Here is a 16,485-nt window from a genome sequence, read left to right on the forward strand (position 1 = left end):
GGAACTCTTGCCATCAATCTTTGTCCATCCTGAACACTGGTGAATCCATCACACAATTGTTTAGCACAGGAGAATCTGCATGATCAAAGGAAGTTGCTTTCACCTTCGCCACATCAGAAAAGAAGATGTCATGCCCATGTTGGAGTTGATGAATCACCCGGATGCCAAGGGTGATTTTTTATCTCAGGAACTGATGTTGCCAGGTGTGGCAGAGAAAAAATTTGAAGATGAATCACGCTCCAAAGAGCAATTCGAGACTTTCTTGATCATCGATGAAAATGAAAAAATGATAGGGCGCGTGTTTCATTTCAAGACCGTGCCTTACTTCAATTCCCGCGAAATCGGCTACGGCATGTTTGTCAAAAACCTGCATGGCAAAGGCATCATGACCGAGGCTGTCAAATTGCTCAGGGATTATCTGTTCAATACCATGCTCATCAACCGTCTGGAAATCCACATGAATATTGATAATGTCGCTTCAGAAAAAGTGGCGATCAATTGCGGCTTCCAGAAAGAAGGCATAGCACGCGGTGCCATTTTCACACACGGCAAGCACAGGGATATCGTGATGTATGCCTTGCTCAGGAATGAGTGGGAGGCGTTGTCGTAGTCAGATTTGCTAATTTAGAGTCGGAATATTGCCCGAATGGTTTGCAAAAAGGTAGCTTGTACAGCAGTTGTTACCACAGTGTTAGCTAGCCGGTTTTCATTCGGACTGGTGTGCTGACCGGATTCATATCCGACACCAAGGCGACGTTTTAGGGCTTCCGGATTTGCCATATATTCGTCTAAAATCTTACCCCGTTCGTCATCAATCATGTTGATATAGCGCTGACCTTCGCCTGCGGGCATCTGGTTAGCATTCGCAAGCTCACGTTCCTCAAACCTGTGTATGCATTCCTCACCTAATGAGGCCGATCCTTGGGTAGCAAAATTAAGCATCGAGCGCCACAAATCATCGACTACCTTCTTGCATTTTGCCCGCATGATTTCATTTTCGATATCCATATATTGGCTATTCCTCTCACTTCCTTTTGGTTAGCTTGTGTCCTTCCCAAGTCCATACACCTAGCCATGCTAGCACTACGGGTAAAACACCAATAGCCAAAAAGCCGACTACCTTCGTTTTGAACGGCATAAAAGAATCATCAAGGTACATCAGCAGCCATGCAAGTACCCAAATGATTGACATTGTCAAACCAAATCGCTGTTTCCAATTCAATACCCGCATATTTTCATTTTTCTCTGAGTTATAGTCTATGGCTGCCACTATCAACGTTATGCCCCATTGCTTTGCTAATAATAAACCGTTGATTATTAGCTGACTAATCTCTATTTCTTTACCGGATAAATCTTGAGCAAAGCCGTATTGATCTTACGCATTTGCTCAGCCGTCACATCCTTGCTGCAAACAATATAGCGATTCAAGCCTGAAGGCATGCCCTGCAAATCCATTTGTGTAGTCTGACTCAGGCTTTCTTCCTTTTCCTTCAGGTATTCCCAGTCCTCCCTGTCTATCAGCATATAGGATGCGCGGTTGGCGGCGACCATGCGTGCCATGATCATGGGCAAGGTTGTGCTGCGTACGACCTTGTTTTTGGTAGTGGTAAACATGGCGTCCAGTTCAGGGCCATAAGAAACTGCATCGACTACACCCAGCGTCAGATTGGGATCGGACATTAACGACTTTAGGGTACGATGTGCGGCGACCTGTTTCGCGGCAGCCGGACTGACCAGTAAGGTATGTGGCGGGTCAGTATGAAAGATCTCAGAAAACTGCACAAGTGCTTCTCGCTCGGCGATTCTGTACCAGCCAAACGAACAATAATTCTTGGTGCCACCAGAAAAATTACTCCAGATGCGTTTTGCTGGTTCCTCCACAAAACGGTGGGCGATTTGTGCAGTGCTTAACACCTGTTTGGCTCGCTCCAGTAGTATGCCTTTTTCCACACCATTTTCCAGGTACTGATGAGGTGGTTTGATGCGCCAGGCGACAGTTATAGTCTCTTGTGCAAGCGTATTTTGACTTGTTAAAAATATGCTCGCCGTACACACCACGCAGGCTAAATGGTAAAGATTCATTTTATTGTCACTGAATGTTTAATTCATTCTAAGTGATCCAATGCGATTGGACGGGATTTTCAGAGGCAATTGACCGGGAATATCCACATTTTTTGCTCCAGAGACACATTTTTGATCTTGACTGGTTTACTAAAGCTTAATTCTTGCCGCAGATAGGACAAAGCCACAGTGCCGATCAAAGCTGATCTGCACTGCGGCTTTGTTTTTATTCTTGCGATGGCTTATTGGCGTACTGGCTTCTTGGCGCCAGTGGCTGCGCTGGATTTTGCCTTGTAGGCTGGTTTTCCGCTATTTACTGGAAATCCAGATGTCTTCTTCAAATTGGACGTGGCTGGGAATGGGAATTTTACAGCAGATTTTTTCTCTGTAGTTTCAATCGATTCATTTGCAACAGGGCTGGCTTTAGTGACCGCTTTTGCTGCAGTTTGTTTTGTAGACACGGTTTTTTTCTCAGATGCTTTTGGTATAGTCGCGGCAGTTGCACTGCTTGCTGCTGGCGTTGGTACTGTGGTTGGAATGGTTTCTGGAGCTACTGGTTTGACTTCAACTGTCGAAACAGGGCTGTTAGTCTGCGGTTTTTTTATCTCTGCCTTGATTGTTGCAGGTTTTGCTTCAACTTTGGCTATTTGAGTTTTAGTCACAGGTTTAACCACTGGTTTTACTGTGGCTTTCTCTGTGACTGCCACCGAAGGCTTTTGTTTTAATGGTGCCTTGGCGGGTTTGGCTTCTGTTTCTGCCAGCAAAGTTAATTGTTTGGTCTCAGCGATGGGCTTGGCAGCAACAGGCTTTTTGACCTCTGGTTTGGTCGTGGACGCTGGAGCGGTTTTGGTCTCAGTCACTGCCGTTTCTGTAACAGATGGGGCTTGCTTGCTGACGATTTGCCATATTTCTGCCCTTGTGCTGCTGGTAATACTGGCCAGCTCGCGCCCGTAGGACAGAAATTTTTCAATTTGTGGCTGACTATGTGTGCGGCTCACATCCAGCAGTTCTTGCGGCTGTTTGACGGCAAGCAGTTCACGGGTCACGCTGTTGGCGTTTTCCAGGGATTGTTTGGCAGTATTGAAATTCAGGGCGATCAATTTTTCCAGACCGCCAAAGGCTAATTGCGACCAGGCTTGAAAAACGGTAATTTGTTTCGCCAATTGAGTCTGGGCAGCAGATGATAATTGTTCAGTAAGCAAAGACATGAAACTCTCCAGAGTAGGGAAATTGAAGCATCAAGAAGATAGACGCCAATTGAATCAGCATATTGTAAAAAAATGGCGCAATGCAGCATTATTTGTCAATAACGCATTCTATCGCTAGCCTGCTTAATTTGTAAGCATTATTTTTGCATCGCAATATTTATTCGGAAAATAAAGTTCTATTGATGAAAAAGTTGAGGAGGCATTGCCTATTCGAATCTACCTTACTAACGTGGCAGGCTTGTCAAAATAAATAACTGGCGCTGAATACCAGACTGTTGCGGGAGTTGTTTTGATACTTTCCTGTTTTGTAACTATATTGTGGCCTGGTGATGCTATAAGCCAGTTGCAACTTCCAGGAGGAAAAATTGCTGCCCACACCTACGCGCAGGTCCACGCGATTACGGTTGACTCGCCCCACTTTACCATCTGGGTAAACCAGCCAGCCTATATGGGAAAACAGGTCCAGATGTTCTTGTAGTTGATAGTCTGCATTGGCTTCCATATACAGCGTCTTGCTATTGAGTCCTATGTAATTTGGAGAGTAGTAAATCCTTGCACTGAGATTGTCGAACATCAGGCCGGCAAACACTTCGCCATAATTGAGGTCGTTAGCTTTAGGGAAAAGCGCCGCAGTAGCACCAGCTTCCCAAATCAATCCACTACGCAGCCGTCGGGAAAATCCCGAATACAGCAAAATCTGTTCACCGTTACTATCACTACTAGTGAGCTTTACCTTTGATCCAAAGGCGCCAGCATACCAGCCGTCCGGGGCGTCATAAACCAGATTAAGTTGTGCCACGGGTCGCTCATTACTCAGTGAGACACCACGATAGCTATAGTCGGAAGCAAGCGTGATACTGCCACTGACCTGTGCGCATGCCTTGCCAGCAATAGCAAAGATGGAAATGACCAGAATCACGCAATATTTAAGCAATACCACTCCTTAATGAGGGTGCAAGGGATATATCTTATGCCTTCTATGGCTGATTGACAGCTGTTGCCGAAGCGGCCGTCAAATGACATGAACATGCACATTTACTCGTCAGCTTGCTCAGAGTAGCGCACAGATTAACCTGGCCGCTGATGTTGGCATCACCCTGGTTCACAGGATTAACCACCATGTCAGCGCGTATTTGCGTGAGGCTGGCTAATGGTTTCAGTTCGCTGAGCAAGGCCAACATGCCGGAGATATGCGCAGCCGAGTACGATGAACCAGAGACAAAGCTCCAACGTGCCCCCGGTGCTGTAGTCGGTATGTCACGCCCTGGTGCTACCAGTATGTCATTCGTCAGCAATCTGGTTTTGCTGTCCGCCACTGCAAACACACCAGGATGTGAAGCCGGGAAGCCGCCATCGGCACGGTTGGGGTCCATGGCGCCGACTATCTTGATATTGCGGGAAATGGCAGCATCCAGCAATTGCTTCAGCAAGCGGTCAGGCGGGCCAGACAAACTCATATTAATCACTTGCACACCCTGCGTCAGGGCGAAATTAAGTGCCTTGCCGAGGGTAAAGCTATTGCACCTGGTTTTATTTTCTGGCTCTTGCCAGCAAGCTCTGAGGGCCATGACATGGGTATTCGGCGCGATGCCCTCTATACCCACACCATTGCCAGCACGCGCCGCGATAACGCCTGCCACGCCTGTGCCATGGTTTTCACCGATATAAGGATTGCCATCGATGAAGTTTTGATTCAGCGAGATTTGTCCGGCCAAATCAGGGTGCTTGATTTCTACCCCGCTGTCGATGACCGCCACGACCACATTGCGGCCAGTCGCAATCTTGCGTATCTCATCAAGCTGCCAGTATTTGTTCGCTGGTTGGACCGGGAACAGCGGGTCGCTTTTTGCTTGTGCATCAAAGGTATTAATGGTTTGCACCCAGGCTACACGTGCATCCTTGCTCAGGCTGGCGATGGTCTGTTCTTCAGAGATTGCGTCGCTTTCTTCCATGACAAAGCAATCCACATTCAGCACTGGCATGGGCCAGTCTTCCAGTAGTTTCAGGCCATGGGTGCGCGCCAGTTCTTCAGCAATACGACGGCGTGCGGTACGGCTGACATCATTGCTGTAACCACCGCTATAACTGACATCCGGGCGAAAATGCGGCGCTGGCAAGTGCAGCATGACCAGTATCCGGCGCTTGGCTTCAGGTTCCTTTGCTGTGTTCTGCTCCTGTACGACGACAGTGTCAGCACTGGCCAGCCTGGCACCGGATAGCGCGGTCAATGAGAGGAAAAGGCAAAGGCAAAGACCGAATTGACTCAGACGATTACTCCAGCGCGCTTTCATTTTGCAGCTCCCGAACCCAGGGATTCAACCAGCTCTATGCCCGCCTCAGAGCGCAGTTCCCTGATGCTTTGCTCCAGCCTGGCATCATCGACATTGAGCAGGTAGGCATTGGTGACAGTGGGGCCATCGATGATGCGGGCGTCGTTGATGGACATGATGCGTTGTATATCCTTGACGGTCGTTTCTGGTTTGAACACAACCACAATATTACCGGAAGAACGCTCGCCGTTACCGAGTACGCGATAACTGCTGTCGTCCTGTCTGGGCAGTGCCATAAACGCGACCAGTCCGACAATGACGGCAGTTTGTGCTGCCATGACCGCCATTCCCCAACGCGCTGGGGCCTTGCCATTCGCAGTAAACAGCGTCCGCAAACCTGCCATGAAGTTATTGGTATTGTTAACTTTGGCTGCTGGTACTTGCCCATCCAGCTTTGGTAAAAGACGGGCGAGGGCTCTATCCACATTGGGAACTGTACTTGCCGCCGGTTCACCAGCCTTCAGCTTTTGTTGCCATTGCAGGTCATCCTGACATGCAGTGCAGGTTTGCAAATGCGCTCGCACTAACTGCTGTTCATCAGCTTGCAGGGTATTGTTGGCATACCAGGGCAGCAAGTCCTGCACCTGGCTATGGTCAGACTCATCAGATTGATGAACCTGGTTAGTTTTCGTGTTCATAATATTTCCTCCATGCTGTCGGAAAGCATGAATCTCAAACGCTGTCTGGCGTGGAACATCCGGGTCTTGACAGTATTGACCGGGCACTCCATGGTTTCAGCGATTTCCTTGTACCCCATCTCATGATAATAAGTCAGGCTGACGACGACGCGTTGTTCCATGGGCAAAGCACGCAGGGCCCGGTTCAAGTCAGCATCAAGCTGCTGGGCTGACATCTGCTGTTCTGGTTCATACCGGGTTTCTGCTGCATGATGTTCAAAATTGGATTCGACTGCTTCGTCAAAACTATGTATTGCCTTCAAAGCCTGGCGATAGGCTATAGCAAATACCCAGGTGGATACGCGGGAAGTATGGTTAAAGCTGTGTGCTTTTTGCCAGACGACCAGCATTGTATCGTTGACTATTTCTTCTATCAGATGTGTATCGCGTGTCATTTTGTCCAGAAACCTGGCCAGCCTGCCAAAGTACAGGCGATACAAGGCCTCAAACGCCTGGCGATCGGCGTTTGCAATCAACGTGATCAATTCAACTTCCTGCGCTTCCGGGGTATCTGGACGTTTCTTGTCTGTTTTACCTCGCCATCCCCAATTCTCAAACATGCCTGCACTCTCCTCGATTAGCTGTTAATACCTGCTCAGGTGGAAAAGGTTCATGTCGGCGTAAAAAATATTTGGCATTAGCCTGATGAGGGATTGTTGTTTAAATGATAGTGCTTTCTGGTCAACCAGTCATCTGCCATATCTTGCTCAGTCCAAGCGTTCGCAAATGATTGTAGCGCATCGCCATGATGATATTTTTTATCTTCTTCCTTCGTATTTTTCTCTTCAAGTTGTCATCAGAAAAAACGTCTGCAAATTCACAAATTGCTGATGTTTTTTCTCGCATCAAAAAAATATTTCATTTTTCTTTGAACCAATTTCAATGATTCCCGCATTAACCGCTTGAAACAAACGAAGAGGTCTATTTTTTCATGTGAAGAAAAACCTCTTTTTTAATCTACCCGCATTGCTTATCGATGAACCTTATCTCTCCTCTTTTTGTTCAGCAAGCGATGTGTGGAAATCAGTTGTGGTCAGTGGATATGGCAACCCTGTTGCGGCTATTGCTGCTGGCACCGGTTCTGGAAGAGTTGGTCGTGCGTGCCGGTTTGCAGCAATACCTGATAGACCGGTTTTATGAGCCGGGTAGCCATACAAGGTTGATGCCGGTGTTGTTGTCTGCGACGGCGTTCAGCGGCTTGCATCTGGCATCTGGCTGGGCAGTAGTGTCGGCTGTTTTTTTACCAGGCTTGCTGCTGGCGGTGCTGTACCAGGCGACACGTGACTGGAGATTATGCGCGCTGACCCATGCCGTATTCAATGGAATGGCTCTTGGTGTTTGCATGCAGTAAAAAATTTAATCATTTAAGGGAACTATGATGAACTTGCATTTTCGTTTTACGCGCACGCTACGGCAGCTCAGTGTGCTGGGGACTGTGTTATTTGCTGGCATGTCAGCAGCTCATGCAGCAGATGCCCTGAATGGCAAAAGCCTGTATCTGAATGGCCCAACAGGCGGTGGCACCAGTTGCACCGCCTGCCATGGCGCTACCCCTGCCAATAACGTCAACGGTATTTTGCGTGGAGCGAATAATCCAACAGAAATCAGCAATGCCTTTGCCCAGAATAAAGGTGGCATGGGAAATTTATACAGGAATAAATTCACCGCAGATGAAATCGCTGACCTTGCTGCATTCATTGGCAACCCCAGCGTCGTAGCAGGGCCTATAGCCACAGTTTCACCAGCCAGTCTGGTATTTACCGGAACCACGGTAGGCCAGACCAGCACGGCCCTGAGTACTACTCTCAGCAATACTGGATCTGCCGCATTGAGTATCACTTCGATTGCGCTGACAGGTGGAGCAGCTACGGACTTTAATCTCGCAGGTGGTAGCTGCGCAGGCGGCAGTTCACTGGCGCCGAGTGCTAGTTGTACTGTGTTATCTACATTCAAACCAACTGCACAAGGCAGTCGTACTGCCAGTATCAGTATCAGCCACAATGCGACTGGCGGTGTTAGTCTGATTACGCTGAGCGGCACTGGAAATGCCGCTGCCCAGGCTGGCCTCACAGTGTCAGCCAGTAGCCTGAACTTTGGTACGCTGCTGGTGAATGCTGCGTCTGCACTGCAGACTGTTAACATCAGCAATAGCGGCCAGGCGGCCTTGAATTTCAGTTCCATTGCTTTGACTGGTGCAAATGCAGGTATCTTTGTCGTTGGTGGCACCTGTAGTACGCAGACTGCGGTTGCCGCAGGTGGCCAGTGCACCATCACCTTACAGGCAACACCAGCCACAGCAGGTGCTTTTGCGGCAGCATTGAATATCGCCAGCAATGCCTCGAACGGCAATGCCGTCGTCAGCCTGGCAGGTAGTGCAGCAGCGTCCACACCAGCCATTACCGCGACACCCAGCGTGCTGGCCTTTGGTGCCCAGACGGTAGCTGCTTCACCATTGACACAACAGATCAGTTTATCCAATACCGGCAATGTCGCACTGACTTTCACAGCGATCAAGATCAGCGGTGCATCTGCAATTACGCTGGGTGCAGGTAGTACTTGTGGCAGCAGCCTCGCAGTTGGTGCAAGCTGCAATGTACCCGTGGTATTTACACCGACGGTCGAGGGTGATGTCAGCGCCAGCCTGGCTGTGACATCCAATGCTGCGCCTTTGCAGGTAGCTATTACTGGTACGGCGACCAAACAGGCAGTTGCGAAACCGGTCTTGTCAGATACCGGCACAGTACAGTTCAGCGACACCCAGGTTGGCACCACTTCTGCCAAGCATACTACCACGCTGAGTAATACCGGCACTGCAGCGTTGAAAATCACCAGCCTGGTCTTGAATGGCAGCCAGCTCAATGACTTCATATTGGCCGGTACTTGCAGCACAAATGCCACGCTGAGCCCGGCAGCAAGCTGCACCATCGACACCAGCTTCAAGCCGGGCAGCGCAGGTAGTAAAACCGCAAATGTCTTGCTGGTGACCGATGGTGGTGCGCAACTCAGTCTGGGGCTGGCGGGCACTGGCGTAGCGATCCCTGTCAAGACTGTTACGCTGAATATCAATCCGCAATCCTTTGACTTTGGTTCGGCCACGATAGGCAGTGCCAACCTGGTAAAACGCTTCACGCTGACTAACCCGGGCAGCACTGCGATTGCGCTGACAAATGCTGGCTTTAGTGGTGCCTTTTCAGCGGTGGTGGATGGCTCATCCTGCCCACGCTTCCCATTCAGCCTGCAGGCAAATACTTCTTGCGAACTGGTGGTCAGTTATGCCCCAACAAATGCAGGTACTAACAATGGTAGCGTCGTCATCAGCTCTTCAGACACCAGTACGACCTGGAACATCGCCTTTTCAGGTACTGCAGTGAATGCCGTCACCCCAACGGTGACAGGCAATGCGCCAAGAAATGAAGGCGGCGGTGGTTGTTCGGTTGCCCGTGATGGCAATGATCCTATGTTACCTGTCCTGGTGATACTGGCTGCTGCAGTCATCATCTGGCGCAGGAAACAGGCGCGTCAGGCTCGCTTACAAAATTGATCAATAAAGTCGGACTGCGGTCCGGCTTTTCAAGTTTCAGGATATGAAAACTATAGGGCCAAGAATATGAAATTCTCTATGAATATATACAAAAGACACTTTGCATTTGGCGTTGCTGCACTAGTCATGGCAACCTCAGCAATGGCGCTGGATAAAGGCAGTAATGCCCCGGCATTTGACCTCAAGGGTTTGGAAGGCAATATCAATCTGGCCAAGTATCAGGGCAAGTTGGTGTATCTGGATTTCTGGGCTTCGTGGTGCGGCCCTTGCCGCCAGTCTTTCCCATGGATGAATGAGCTGCAATCGAAGTACGGTGCGCAGGGTTTGCAAATCATCGGCGTCAATCTCGATCAAAAAAATGAAGATGCCCGCCAATTCTTGACGACCACGCCAGCCCGCTTTTTGGTCGCGTTTGATCCGGCTGGTGCTACTCCCCGCAGCTATGGCGTGAAAGGCATGCCGAGTAGCGTGCTGATAGGCCCGGACGGAAAAATCATCTTTGAGCATGCAGGTTTCAAGGAGGCCGACAGGGCTGCGCTGGAAGAAAAAATAAAATCCTCATTGGGAGCAATCAAATGAAGGTCATCGTAAAGAAAACCACGACGATGTTATTGATAGCCAGCGCTACATTGGCACTGTCTGCTTGCGGAACGATCAAACCCGTACAGCCCTGGGAAAAAGGCAATCTGGCGAAAACAGCCATGACCTTTGAAAACGACAGGCTCGAATCCCGTTATGGCGAACACATCTACACCAGTCGCGAATCAGCGTCTGGTGGTGCAGGCGTGGGTGGCGGCGGTTGTGGTTGCAATTAATCAGAGAATTTCGACATGACAAAAATTATTGAAAAAACTTCGGTTCCCTTTATTGCCCCGGCCGCATCTGAAACCTTGCCTGCTTCATCTGACATGCAAACCATAGGCGCAGCACTGCTGACTGCTGCTTTGCTATTACCCGGTGTCGTCAAGGCCGAAACGCCACCTGAGCATGCCAGCCTCAGCCTCAAGTATCTGAACTATGAAGAAAAGCAGGCTGGCCTGAAACGCATTACAGCAAACTCGCCTTCGCTTTCACTGATTACTCCTCTGGGCGCGGACTGGTCGCTGGATGCTACTCTGACTTCAGACGACGTATCCGGTGCATCGCCGCGTTACCATACTGCGATCTCTGGTGCATCGCGCATGAATGACCAGCGCACTGCCGGTGATGTGGCTTTCACCCGTTACTTCCCGCGTGCCAGCCTGACAGTCGGTACCGCATATTCAACTGAGCATGATTACGAGTCACGTGCCTTGTCTGCAACCGGGAATTTTTCTTCAGAAGATAAAAATACCACCTGGACTGTTGGCCTGGGTGGTAGCCATGACCGTATCAATCCTACCAACCTGATCGTTAAAAACGAGACTAAAAAGACGATCAGCATGATGGCAGGTGTCACGCAGATACTGACCGCAGAAGACATCGCCCAATTGACGCTCAGTCATAGCAGAGGGGAGGGATATTTCTCTGACCCTTACAAGGCGCTGGATCGCAGGCCGAGAGAGCGTAATCAGACTACCCTGTTGGCCCGCTGGAATCACCATTTCCTCGGCACGGGTGGCACAGGCCGCTTCAGTTATCGCTATTACAGCGACACTTACGATGTCAAGGCACATACCCTGACAGCAGAGTATGTACAGCCATTTTCGCAAGGCTGGACAATCACACCGTCGCTGCGTGTGTATAGCCAAAGTGCCGCCAGTTTCTATTTTGACCCTGTCTATGATGCACAACTCGGTGCACCTTTCCCGCCTGGCTATCAGTTTGTTTCTACCCAGCCCAGCTCTGCTGACCAGCGCTTGTCGGGTTTTGGCGCATTGACCTTTGGCTTCAAAGTGAGCAAGCAATTGACCAGTGATTGGACTGTAGATATCAAGCTGGAAAACTATGAGCAGCGCGGCAACTGGCGACTATTCCACAAGGGTAGCCCCGGTCTTGCAGCGCTGAAGGCGCAAAGCATACAACTGGGTATCAGCAAGCAGTGGTAGCAGTCTTGCTGCTAAAAACAGGAGTTCATATGAAACAGTATTTTTATAAATTATTTTCTGCCTTGCGGCTGTTGTCGCTATTGCCGGTGTTGTTGATAGCAACTCTATTGCATCCGCCTGCCCATGCCGATGATTTTCTGGAACCAGAGCGCGCGTTCCAGTTGCAGGCTGAATTGCGCGATGTCAGTGGAGCGAAAACCCTGGTGCTGTCGTGGGCCATCGCCAAGGATTATCATCTGTATAAAGAGCGCCTGAGTTTCAATGCAGTAGAGCAGGGCATCGCTCTTGCAGAACCTCGACTGCCGGACGGCGTACGCAAATTTGATACCACCTTCAATAAAGAAGTTGAAACCTATCAGGATAAACTGGTGGTGGAGTTGCCAGTTACTAAAGCAGACAAGGTCTTCACTTTGAAGGTCGGTTATCAGGGCTGTGCTGATGCAGGGCTATGTTATCCACCCGTAGAACAGCACTACAAGGTTGATACTTCTGTATCCGGCAAGTTGCGTGTTGTGCACGCAGATCAGGTCTCGCAAGTTGCAGACGCAACAACTACTCCCGTTGCGCCTGCGAATGTCAAGAATGCTGCGCACACAGAAGATGACAGTTCGCTGGCACAGCGCACCTTGCAAAGCGGCAGCCTGTGGCGCATAGGCCTGGCATTCCTGGTATTTGGTTTGCTGCTGTCTTTTACTCCCTGCGTATTGCCCATGGTACCTATCCTGTCATCGATCATTGTGGGTGAGGGCAATGTATCGCGTGGCCGTGGCTTCATGCTGGCTCTATCATATTGCCTGGGAATGGCAATGGTGTACACCCTGTTGGGTGTGGCTGCAGGCCTGGCTGGTGAAGGCTTGGCCGGAGCCTTGCAAAAGCCCTGGGTCTTACTGACGTTTGGTGCCTTGCTGGTGGGTCTGGCATTGTCCATGTTTGATGTCTATCAATTGCAATTGCCTGGCGGCTTGCAAAGCCGCTTGAGTCAAACAAGTGGCAGTTTCAGTGGTGGCAAATTCCTTGGCGTGTTTGTCATGGGGGCTTTGTCTGCATTGATCGTTGGCCCCTGTGTGGCCGGGCCACTGGCGGGTGCCTTGCTCTACATCAGCCAGACCCGTAATGTGATGACAGGTGCTTGGGCCTTGTTCTCCATGGCGGTAGGTATGAGTGTACCTTTGCTGCTGACAGGCATTTCTGCTGGCAGCCTGTTGCCGCGTGCCGGGGCATGGATGAACCATGTCAAGAAATTGTTTGGCCTGCTGCTGATTGCAGTTGCCATCTGGATGGTATCGCCAGTTTTCCCGGTCAAGGTCATGATGGCTGTATGGGGTGCTTTCGCGATACTGTGCGCAGTATTTCTGCATGTGTTTGATCAGATACCAGTAGGTGCCAATTTGCGCCTTTACTTTGCCAGGGCCTTGGGCATTACCTTCCTGCTTGTGGGTATGTTCGAGTTGATCGGCGCTGCCAGTAATGGCAAAGACGCCTTGCAACCATTGGCGCATTTGCGTGCGACAGAAAATGCAGCGCAGATCGCAGGTAACAGCGATACAGAAAAGCATGCGGAGAATAAATTCACACGCATACAAAGCGTTGCTGAACTTGAGGCCACTCTGGCCAAGGTGGATGCTCCTGTGCTACTAGATTTTTATGCAGACTGGTGCGTGTCCTGCAAGGAGATGGAGAGGTTTACTTTCTCTGAACCCAAGGTCAGCGCCCAGCTCAAACAACTGCACTTGTTGCAAGTTGATGTGACCGCCAACAGTGATATGCAAAAAGCCCTGATGAAACGCTTCTCCCTGTTCGGGCCACCGGGCATCATTCTGTTTGACCGTAACGGCAAGGAAGTGCCAAACAGCCGTATCATTGGTTACCTGGAACCTGAGCGCTTTATCCAGCATCTGTCGCGTCATTTTGCTCTGTAAGTCACAATACTCTATTCATTACTATGTCCACACCCAAACATGCTCGCGTCTTAATTCTTGGCTCTGGCCCCGCAGGCTATTCTGCTGCTGTGTATGCTGCCCGCGCCAATTTGAACCCTGTGCTGATCACGGGTGTAGAACAAGGCGGCCAGTTGATGACCACCACCGACGTGGAAAACTGGCCAGCTGACCCTATGGGTGTGCAAGGACCGGAACTGATGCAACGGTTTCTGCAACACGCAGAACGTTTTAATACTGAAATCATTTTTGATTACATCCATACTGCCAAACTGGATGAAAAACCGATACGCCTGATTGGCGACCAAGCGCAATACACTTGTGACTCTCTGATCATTGCTACTGGTGCATCTGCTCAATACCTGGGCCTGCCATCTGAGCAAGCCTTCATGGGCAAAGGCGTGTCTGCCTGCGCTACTTGCGACGGTTTCTTTTACCGAAGCAAGGAAGTGGCTGTCGTTGGTGGTGGTAATACAGCTGTTGAAGAAGCATTGTATCTGTCGAATATCGCCAGCAAGGTCACGGTTATTCACCGCCGCGACAAGTTCCGTGCTGAAGCAATCTTGATTGACCGCCTGATGGCTAAAGTTGCCGAGGGCAAGATAGAAGTCAAATGGAACCACACGCTGGATGAAGTGGTTGGTGACGAATCTGGCGTAACCGGTATCAATATCAAAGCTGCAGATGGAACAGTTACGCCTATCACTGTGCATGGTGTCTTTATAGCGATAGGCCACAAACCGAATACCAGCATTTTTGATGGCCAACTGGAAATGTATAACGGCTACATCAAGACCCGCACAGGTACAGAAGGAATGGCAACAGCCACTAATGTACCAGGCGTGTTTGCCGCTGGTGACGTGCAAGATCATATCTATCGCCAGGCGATTACCAGTGCGGGGACAGGTTGCATGGCAGCCCTGGATGCACAGCGCTTCCTGGAGAATTGATACAGAAAGGAGGAGGTAGAGGAAAGGCAATACGCGAAGGAGGCATCAACTTGTGGGCTTGAGATGAAGATAAAACAGAAGGAATTGCGAGGCCATGTACAATACCTTCCGCGGTCGTGACTTGGCCACTTTCTCTGCAGCTTCCTTTTATTTAAATCATGTCCCAAACAACTACTGCACCTGAAGTTCAATACACAGACATCCGTGACCGTTTGCGCCAGTTTGTTGCTGAGCGCGATTGGGCGCAGTTCCACACGCCCAAAAATCTGGCCAGTGCACTGACTGTCGAGGCAGCCGAGTTGCTGGAAATCTTTCAATGGCTGCCGACTGGCAAGGCAGAGGAACTGGATGAGCAGGCCAGAACCGCCATACGCCATGAAATGGCGGATGTGCTGAATTATCTGGTCATGCTGGCCGATGCCCTGGACGTGGACCTGTTCGCTGCCAGCATGGAAAAAATTGTCCTGAACGCTATCAAATATCCAGTGGCGCAAGTTAAAGGCGATGCCAGGAAATATACTGAGTATGAGACAGAAGATAAAAGCGATAAACCTTAACTTTTGACGCTACGCAAGGCAGCAAAATAAAATACCAGTGATGTCAGGGCAAACAGTAGTAAGCAGACCAGAATAGGGTAGGGCGATGTCGTGTGATGTATCAGGCTGGCGATCAGCAATGGGCCTGCTGCCTTTGAAAGCAAGGCGGGCCCAGACATAGCTCCCGAGATTGCGCCATAGTTTTCCGAACCAAACAGGGTTTGCGGTATGGTGCCACGTACGATGGTGAGGATGCCATTGCTCAAGCCATAGAATATGCAAAACAAGGCTACAGCCCAGGCCTGTGTCCCCAGAAAAATCAAAGCCAGCAAGGCAGCGGGCAAAGCGGCAAAAGTGAATTTACCCACAGTCTGTGGCAAGACATTTCTTGCAATAGTCATCTCGCCGATGCGGCCCACGACCTGCATGGGGCCAATCAAGGCAGCCATCAGCACAGCCAGTTTTGCTGCATGTCCCATTTCCTTCAGCAATGGAATCAAGTGGACGGATAAGGCTGAAAAAACAAAGCTGTTGGCAGAAAAGGCAAAAGCCAGGGTCCAGAATGTGGGATGGCGTATCGCTTCTTGCAGGCTAAAATTTTTCTTTTGTGCTGCACCAGGTATGAGCCTATCAGGCGACGCGCGCTTGCTTTGCAGCAGGAGATGCAGCGGCAGGCACAGCAAAATTTGCGCCAGGCCATAAGCCAAATAGGTATTTCGCCAGCCCATTATGCCATTCAGTTGCTGGGTAAGAGGCCAGAATACCGTACTGGCAAAACCGCCAAACAGGGTCAGCGTAGAAATTGCCTGGCGACTGTGTTCTTTGAATTGCTGGGTCAGGGTGGCAAAAGCGGCTTCATATAGAGTCATGGCCATGGCCATTCCGAGTATGCTCCAGGCAAAATAGTACATGGCCAGATTGTGCGCCTGACTGAGAATGATCAAGCCAATGCCACAGACCAGTGAGCCCATGCCCATGACGAACTTGCCACCGTGGCGATCGAGCAAGATGCCAATGTAGGTGGCGATTATGCCTGCTACCAGCAGGCTCCATGAAAATGCCGCGAATACCAATTCCGCACGCCAGGCCATCTCGCGCTGGATTTCAGGTGCCAGGATGGCGATGGCGTAATACAAGGAACCCCATGACAGGATTTGTGTGACAGCCAGTATGGCAATGGTCTGGTAGGCGTGGGGAGTGTGTTTCATTGTTTGGGCA

17 protein-coding genes are annotated in these 16,485 nt (G+C 50.1%); 9 read left to right on the top strand and 8 right to left on the bottom strand.

The window, feature by feature from the left end:
* The first annotated feature begins 79 nt into the window (after positions 1–79).
* Complete coding sequence (locus H8L47_RS19785) at positions 80–610, top strand: GNAT family N-acetyltransferase (protein WP_186955328.1); 531 nt, start codon at positions 80–82, stop codon at positions 608–610.
* A gap of 14 nt (positions 611–624) precedes the next feature.
* Here H8L47_RS19785 and H8L47_RS19790 read toward each other — a convergent pair whose 3' ends face one another.
* The 7 genes from H8L47_RS19790 to H8L47_RS19820 all read right to left on the bottom strand — a co-directional run bounded on the left by H8L47_RS19790 (position 625) and on the right by H8L47_RS19820 (position 6,836).
* Positions 625–1,008: a hypothetical protein gene (locus H8L47_RS19790; RefSeq protein ID WP_186955329.1), complete on the bottom strand. Its 384-nt coding sequence runs from the start codon at positions 1,006–1,008 to the stop codon at positions 625–627.
* 324 nt (positions 1,009–1,332) lie between these two features.
* Positions 1,333–1,950 (bottom strand): transporter substrate-binding domain-containing protein, encoded by a 618-nt coding sequence (locus H8L47_RS19795; protein ID WP_222616614.1) that lies wholly within the window; start codon positions 1,948–1,950, stop codon positions 1,333–1,335.
* A gap of 353 nt (positions 1,951–2,303) precedes the next feature.
* A complete protein-coding gene (phaP, locus tag H8L47_RS19800; protein ID WP_186955331.1) occupies positions 2,304–3,269 on the bottom strand; it encodes a phasin family protein in 966 nt (321 codons plus the stop codon).
* A gap of 241 nt (positions 3,270–3,510) precedes the next feature.
* On the bottom strand, positions 3,511–4,203 hold the full coding sequence (locus H8L47_RS19805) for a TorF family putative porin (RefSeq protein ID WP_186955332.1): 693 nt from the start codon (positions 4,201–4,203) through the stop codon (positions 3,511–3,513).
* Positions 4,204–4,246: 43 nt separating this feature from the next.
* Complete coding sequence (locus H8L47_RS19810) at positions 4,247–5,560, bottom strand: S8 family peptidase (RefSeq protein ID WP_186955333.1); 1,314 nt, start codon at positions 5,558–5,560, stop codon at positions 4,247–4,249.
* Entirely contained in the window at positions 5,557–6,237 is a 681-nt protein-coding gene (locus H8L47_RS19815) for a zf-HC2 domain-containing protein (protein WP_186955334.1), read from the bottom strand. Before H8L47_RS19815 ends, H8L47_RS19810 begins: the two co-directional genes overlap by 4 nt.
* Positions 6,234–6,836, bottom strand: coding sequence for an RNA polymerase sigma factor (locus H8L47_RS19820; RefSeq protein ID WP_186955335.1), 603 nt, complete (start codon positions 6,834–6,836; stop codon positions 6,234–6,236). Before H8L47_RS19820 ends, H8L47_RS19815 begins: the two co-directional genes overlap by 4 nt.
* A 482-nt stretch (positions 6,837–7,318) precedes the next feature.
* Between H8L47_RS19820 and mrtJ the strand changes: the two genes are divergently transcribed.
* The 8 genes from mrtJ to H8L47_RS19860 all read left to right on the top strand — a co-directional run bounded on the left by mrtJ (position 7,319) and on the right by H8L47_RS19860 (position 15,288).
* Positions 7,319–7,627: a JDVT-CTERM system glutamic-type intramembrane protease MrtJ gene (mrtJ, locus tag H8L47_RS19825; protein WP_230413827.1), complete on the top strand. Its 309-nt coding sequence runs from the start codon at positions 7,319–7,321 to the stop codon at positions 7,625–7,627.
* Positions 7,628–7,654: 27 nt separating this feature from the next.
* Positions 7,655–9,817, top strand: coding sequence for a choice-of-anchor D domain-containing protein (locus H8L47_RS19830; protein WP_230413828.1), 2,163 nt, complete (start codon positions 7,655–7,657; stop codon positions 9,815–9,817).
* A gap of 126 nt (positions 9,818–9,943) precedes the next feature.
* On the top strand, positions 9,944–10,396 hold the full coding sequence (locus tag H8L47_RS19835; protein ID WP_230413829.1) for a TlpA family protein disulfide reductase: 453 nt from the start codon (positions 9,944–9,946) through the stop codon (positions 10,394–10,396).
* Positions 10,393–10,632, top strand: a complete 240-nt coding sequence (locus H8L47_RS19840; RefSeq protein ID WP_186955338.1) for a DUF4266 domain-containing protein — start codon at positions 10,393–10,395, stop codon at positions 10,630–10,632. The genes H8L47_RS19835 and H8L47_RS19840 overlap by 4 nt, the downstream gene beginning before the upstream one ends.
* A 15-nt stretch (positions 10,633–10,647) precedes the next feature.
* Complete coding sequence (locus tag H8L47_RS19845; RefSeq protein WP_230413830.1) at positions 10,648–11,844, top strand: DUF3570 domain-containing protein; 1,197 nt, start codon at positions 10,648–10,650, stop codon at positions 11,842–11,844.
* A gap of 29 nt (positions 11,845–11,873) precedes the next feature.
* Positions 11,874–13,763, top strand: a complete 1,890-nt coding sequence (gene dsbD / locus H8L47_RS19850; RefSeq protein ID WP_186955339.1) for a protein-disulfide reductase DsbD — start codon at positions 11,874–11,876, stop codon at positions 13,761–13,763.
* A 23-nt stretch (positions 13,764–13,786) separates the two neighbouring features.
* Positions 13,787–14,731, top strand: a complete 945-nt coding sequence (gene trxB, locus H8L47_RS19855; RefSeq protein ID WP_186955340.1) for a thioredoxin-disulfide reductase — start codon at positions 13,787–13,789, stop codon at positions 14,729–14,731.
* 158 nt (positions 14,732–14,889) lie between these two features.
* A complete protein-coding gene (locus tag H8L47_RS19860) occupies positions 14,890–15,288 on the top strand; it encodes a nucleotide pyrophosphohydrolase (RefSeq protein ID WP_186955341.1) in 399 nt (132 codons plus the stop codon).
* Here H8L47_RS19860 and H8L47_RS19865 read toward each other — a convergent pair.
* Positions 15,285–16,475 carry an MFS transporter gene (locus H8L47_RS19865; RefSeq protein ID WP_186955342.1) on the bottom strand — a complete coding sequence of 397 codons (1,191 nt, stop codon included), beginning with the start codon at positions 16,473–16,475 and terminating at the stop codon, positions 15,285–15,287. The two genes, H8L47_RS19860 and H8L47_RS19865, sit on opposite strands and share 4 nt — an antisense overlap.
* Positions 16,476–16,485: the final 10 nt, after the last annotated feature.

Origin of the sequence: Undibacterium umbellatum (assembly GCF_014284125.1) — a bacterium.
In the GTDB taxonomy this organism is placed as follows: Bacteria; Pseudomonadota; Gammaproteobacteria; order Burkholderiales; family Burkholderiaceae_D; genus Undibacterium; species Undibacterium umbellatum.

Bases quoted from the DNA above. Each gene is read 5' to 3' on its own strand.
- H8L47_RS19785 (WP_186955328.1), top strand. From the start codon at position 80: ATGATCAAAGGAAGTTGCTTTCACCTTCGCCACATCAGAAAAGAAGAT.
- H8L47_RS19790 (WP_186955329.1), bottom strand. From the start codon at position 1,008: ATGGATATCGAAAATGAAATCATGCGGGCAAAATGCAAGAAGGTAGTC.
- phaP (WP_186955331.1), bottom strand. From the start codon at position 3,269: ATGTCTTTGCTTACTGAACAATTATCATCTGCTGCCCAGACTCAATTG.
- H8L47_RS19810 (WP_186955333.1), bottom strand. From the start codon at position 5,560: ATGAAAGCGCGCTGGAGTAATCGTCTGAGTCAATTCGGTCTTTGCCTT.
- H8L47_RS19815 (WP_186955334.1), bottom strand. From the start codon at position 6,237: ATGAACACGAAAACTAACCAGGTTCATCAATCTGATGAGTCTGACCAT.
- H8L47_RS19820 (WP_186955335.1), bottom strand. From the start codon at position 6,836: ATGTTTGAGAATTGGGGATGGCGAGGTAAAACAGACAAGAAACGTCCA.
- mrtJ (WP_230413827.1), top strand. From the start codon at position 7,319: ATGGCAACCCTGTTGCGGCTATTGCTGCTGGCACCGGTTCTGGAAGAG.
- H8L47_RS19830 (WP_230413828.1), top strand. From the start codon at position 7,655: ATGAACTTGCATTTTCGTTTTACGCGCACGCTACGGCAGCTCAGTGTG.
- H8L47_RS19835 (WP_230413829.1), top strand. From the start codon at position 9,944: ATGGCAACCTCAGCAATGGCGCTGGATAAAGGCAGTAATGCCCCGGCA.
- H8L47_RS19840 (WP_186955338.1), top strand. From the start codon at position 10,393: ATGAAGGTCATCGTAAAGAAAACCACGACGATGTTATTGATAGCCAGC.
- H8L47_RS19845 (WP_230413830.1), top strand. From the start codon at position 10,648: ATGACAAAAATTATTGAAAAAACTTCGGTTCCCTTTATTGCCCCGGCC.
- dsbD (WP_186955339.1), top strand. From the start codon at position 11,874: ATGAAACAGTATTTTTATAAATTATTTTCTGCCTTGCGGCTGTTGTCG.
- trxB (WP_186955340.1), top strand. From the start codon at position 13,787: ATGTCCACACCCAAACATGCTCGCGTCTTAATTCTTGGCTCTGGCCCC.
- H8L47_RS19860 (WP_186955341.1), top strand. From the start codon at position 14,890: ATGTCCCAAACAACTACTGCACCTGAAGTTCAATACACAGACATCCGT.
- H8L47_RS19865 (WP_186955342.1), bottom strand. From the start codon at position 16,475: ATGAAACACACTCCCCACGCCTACCAGACCATTGCCATACTGGCTGTC.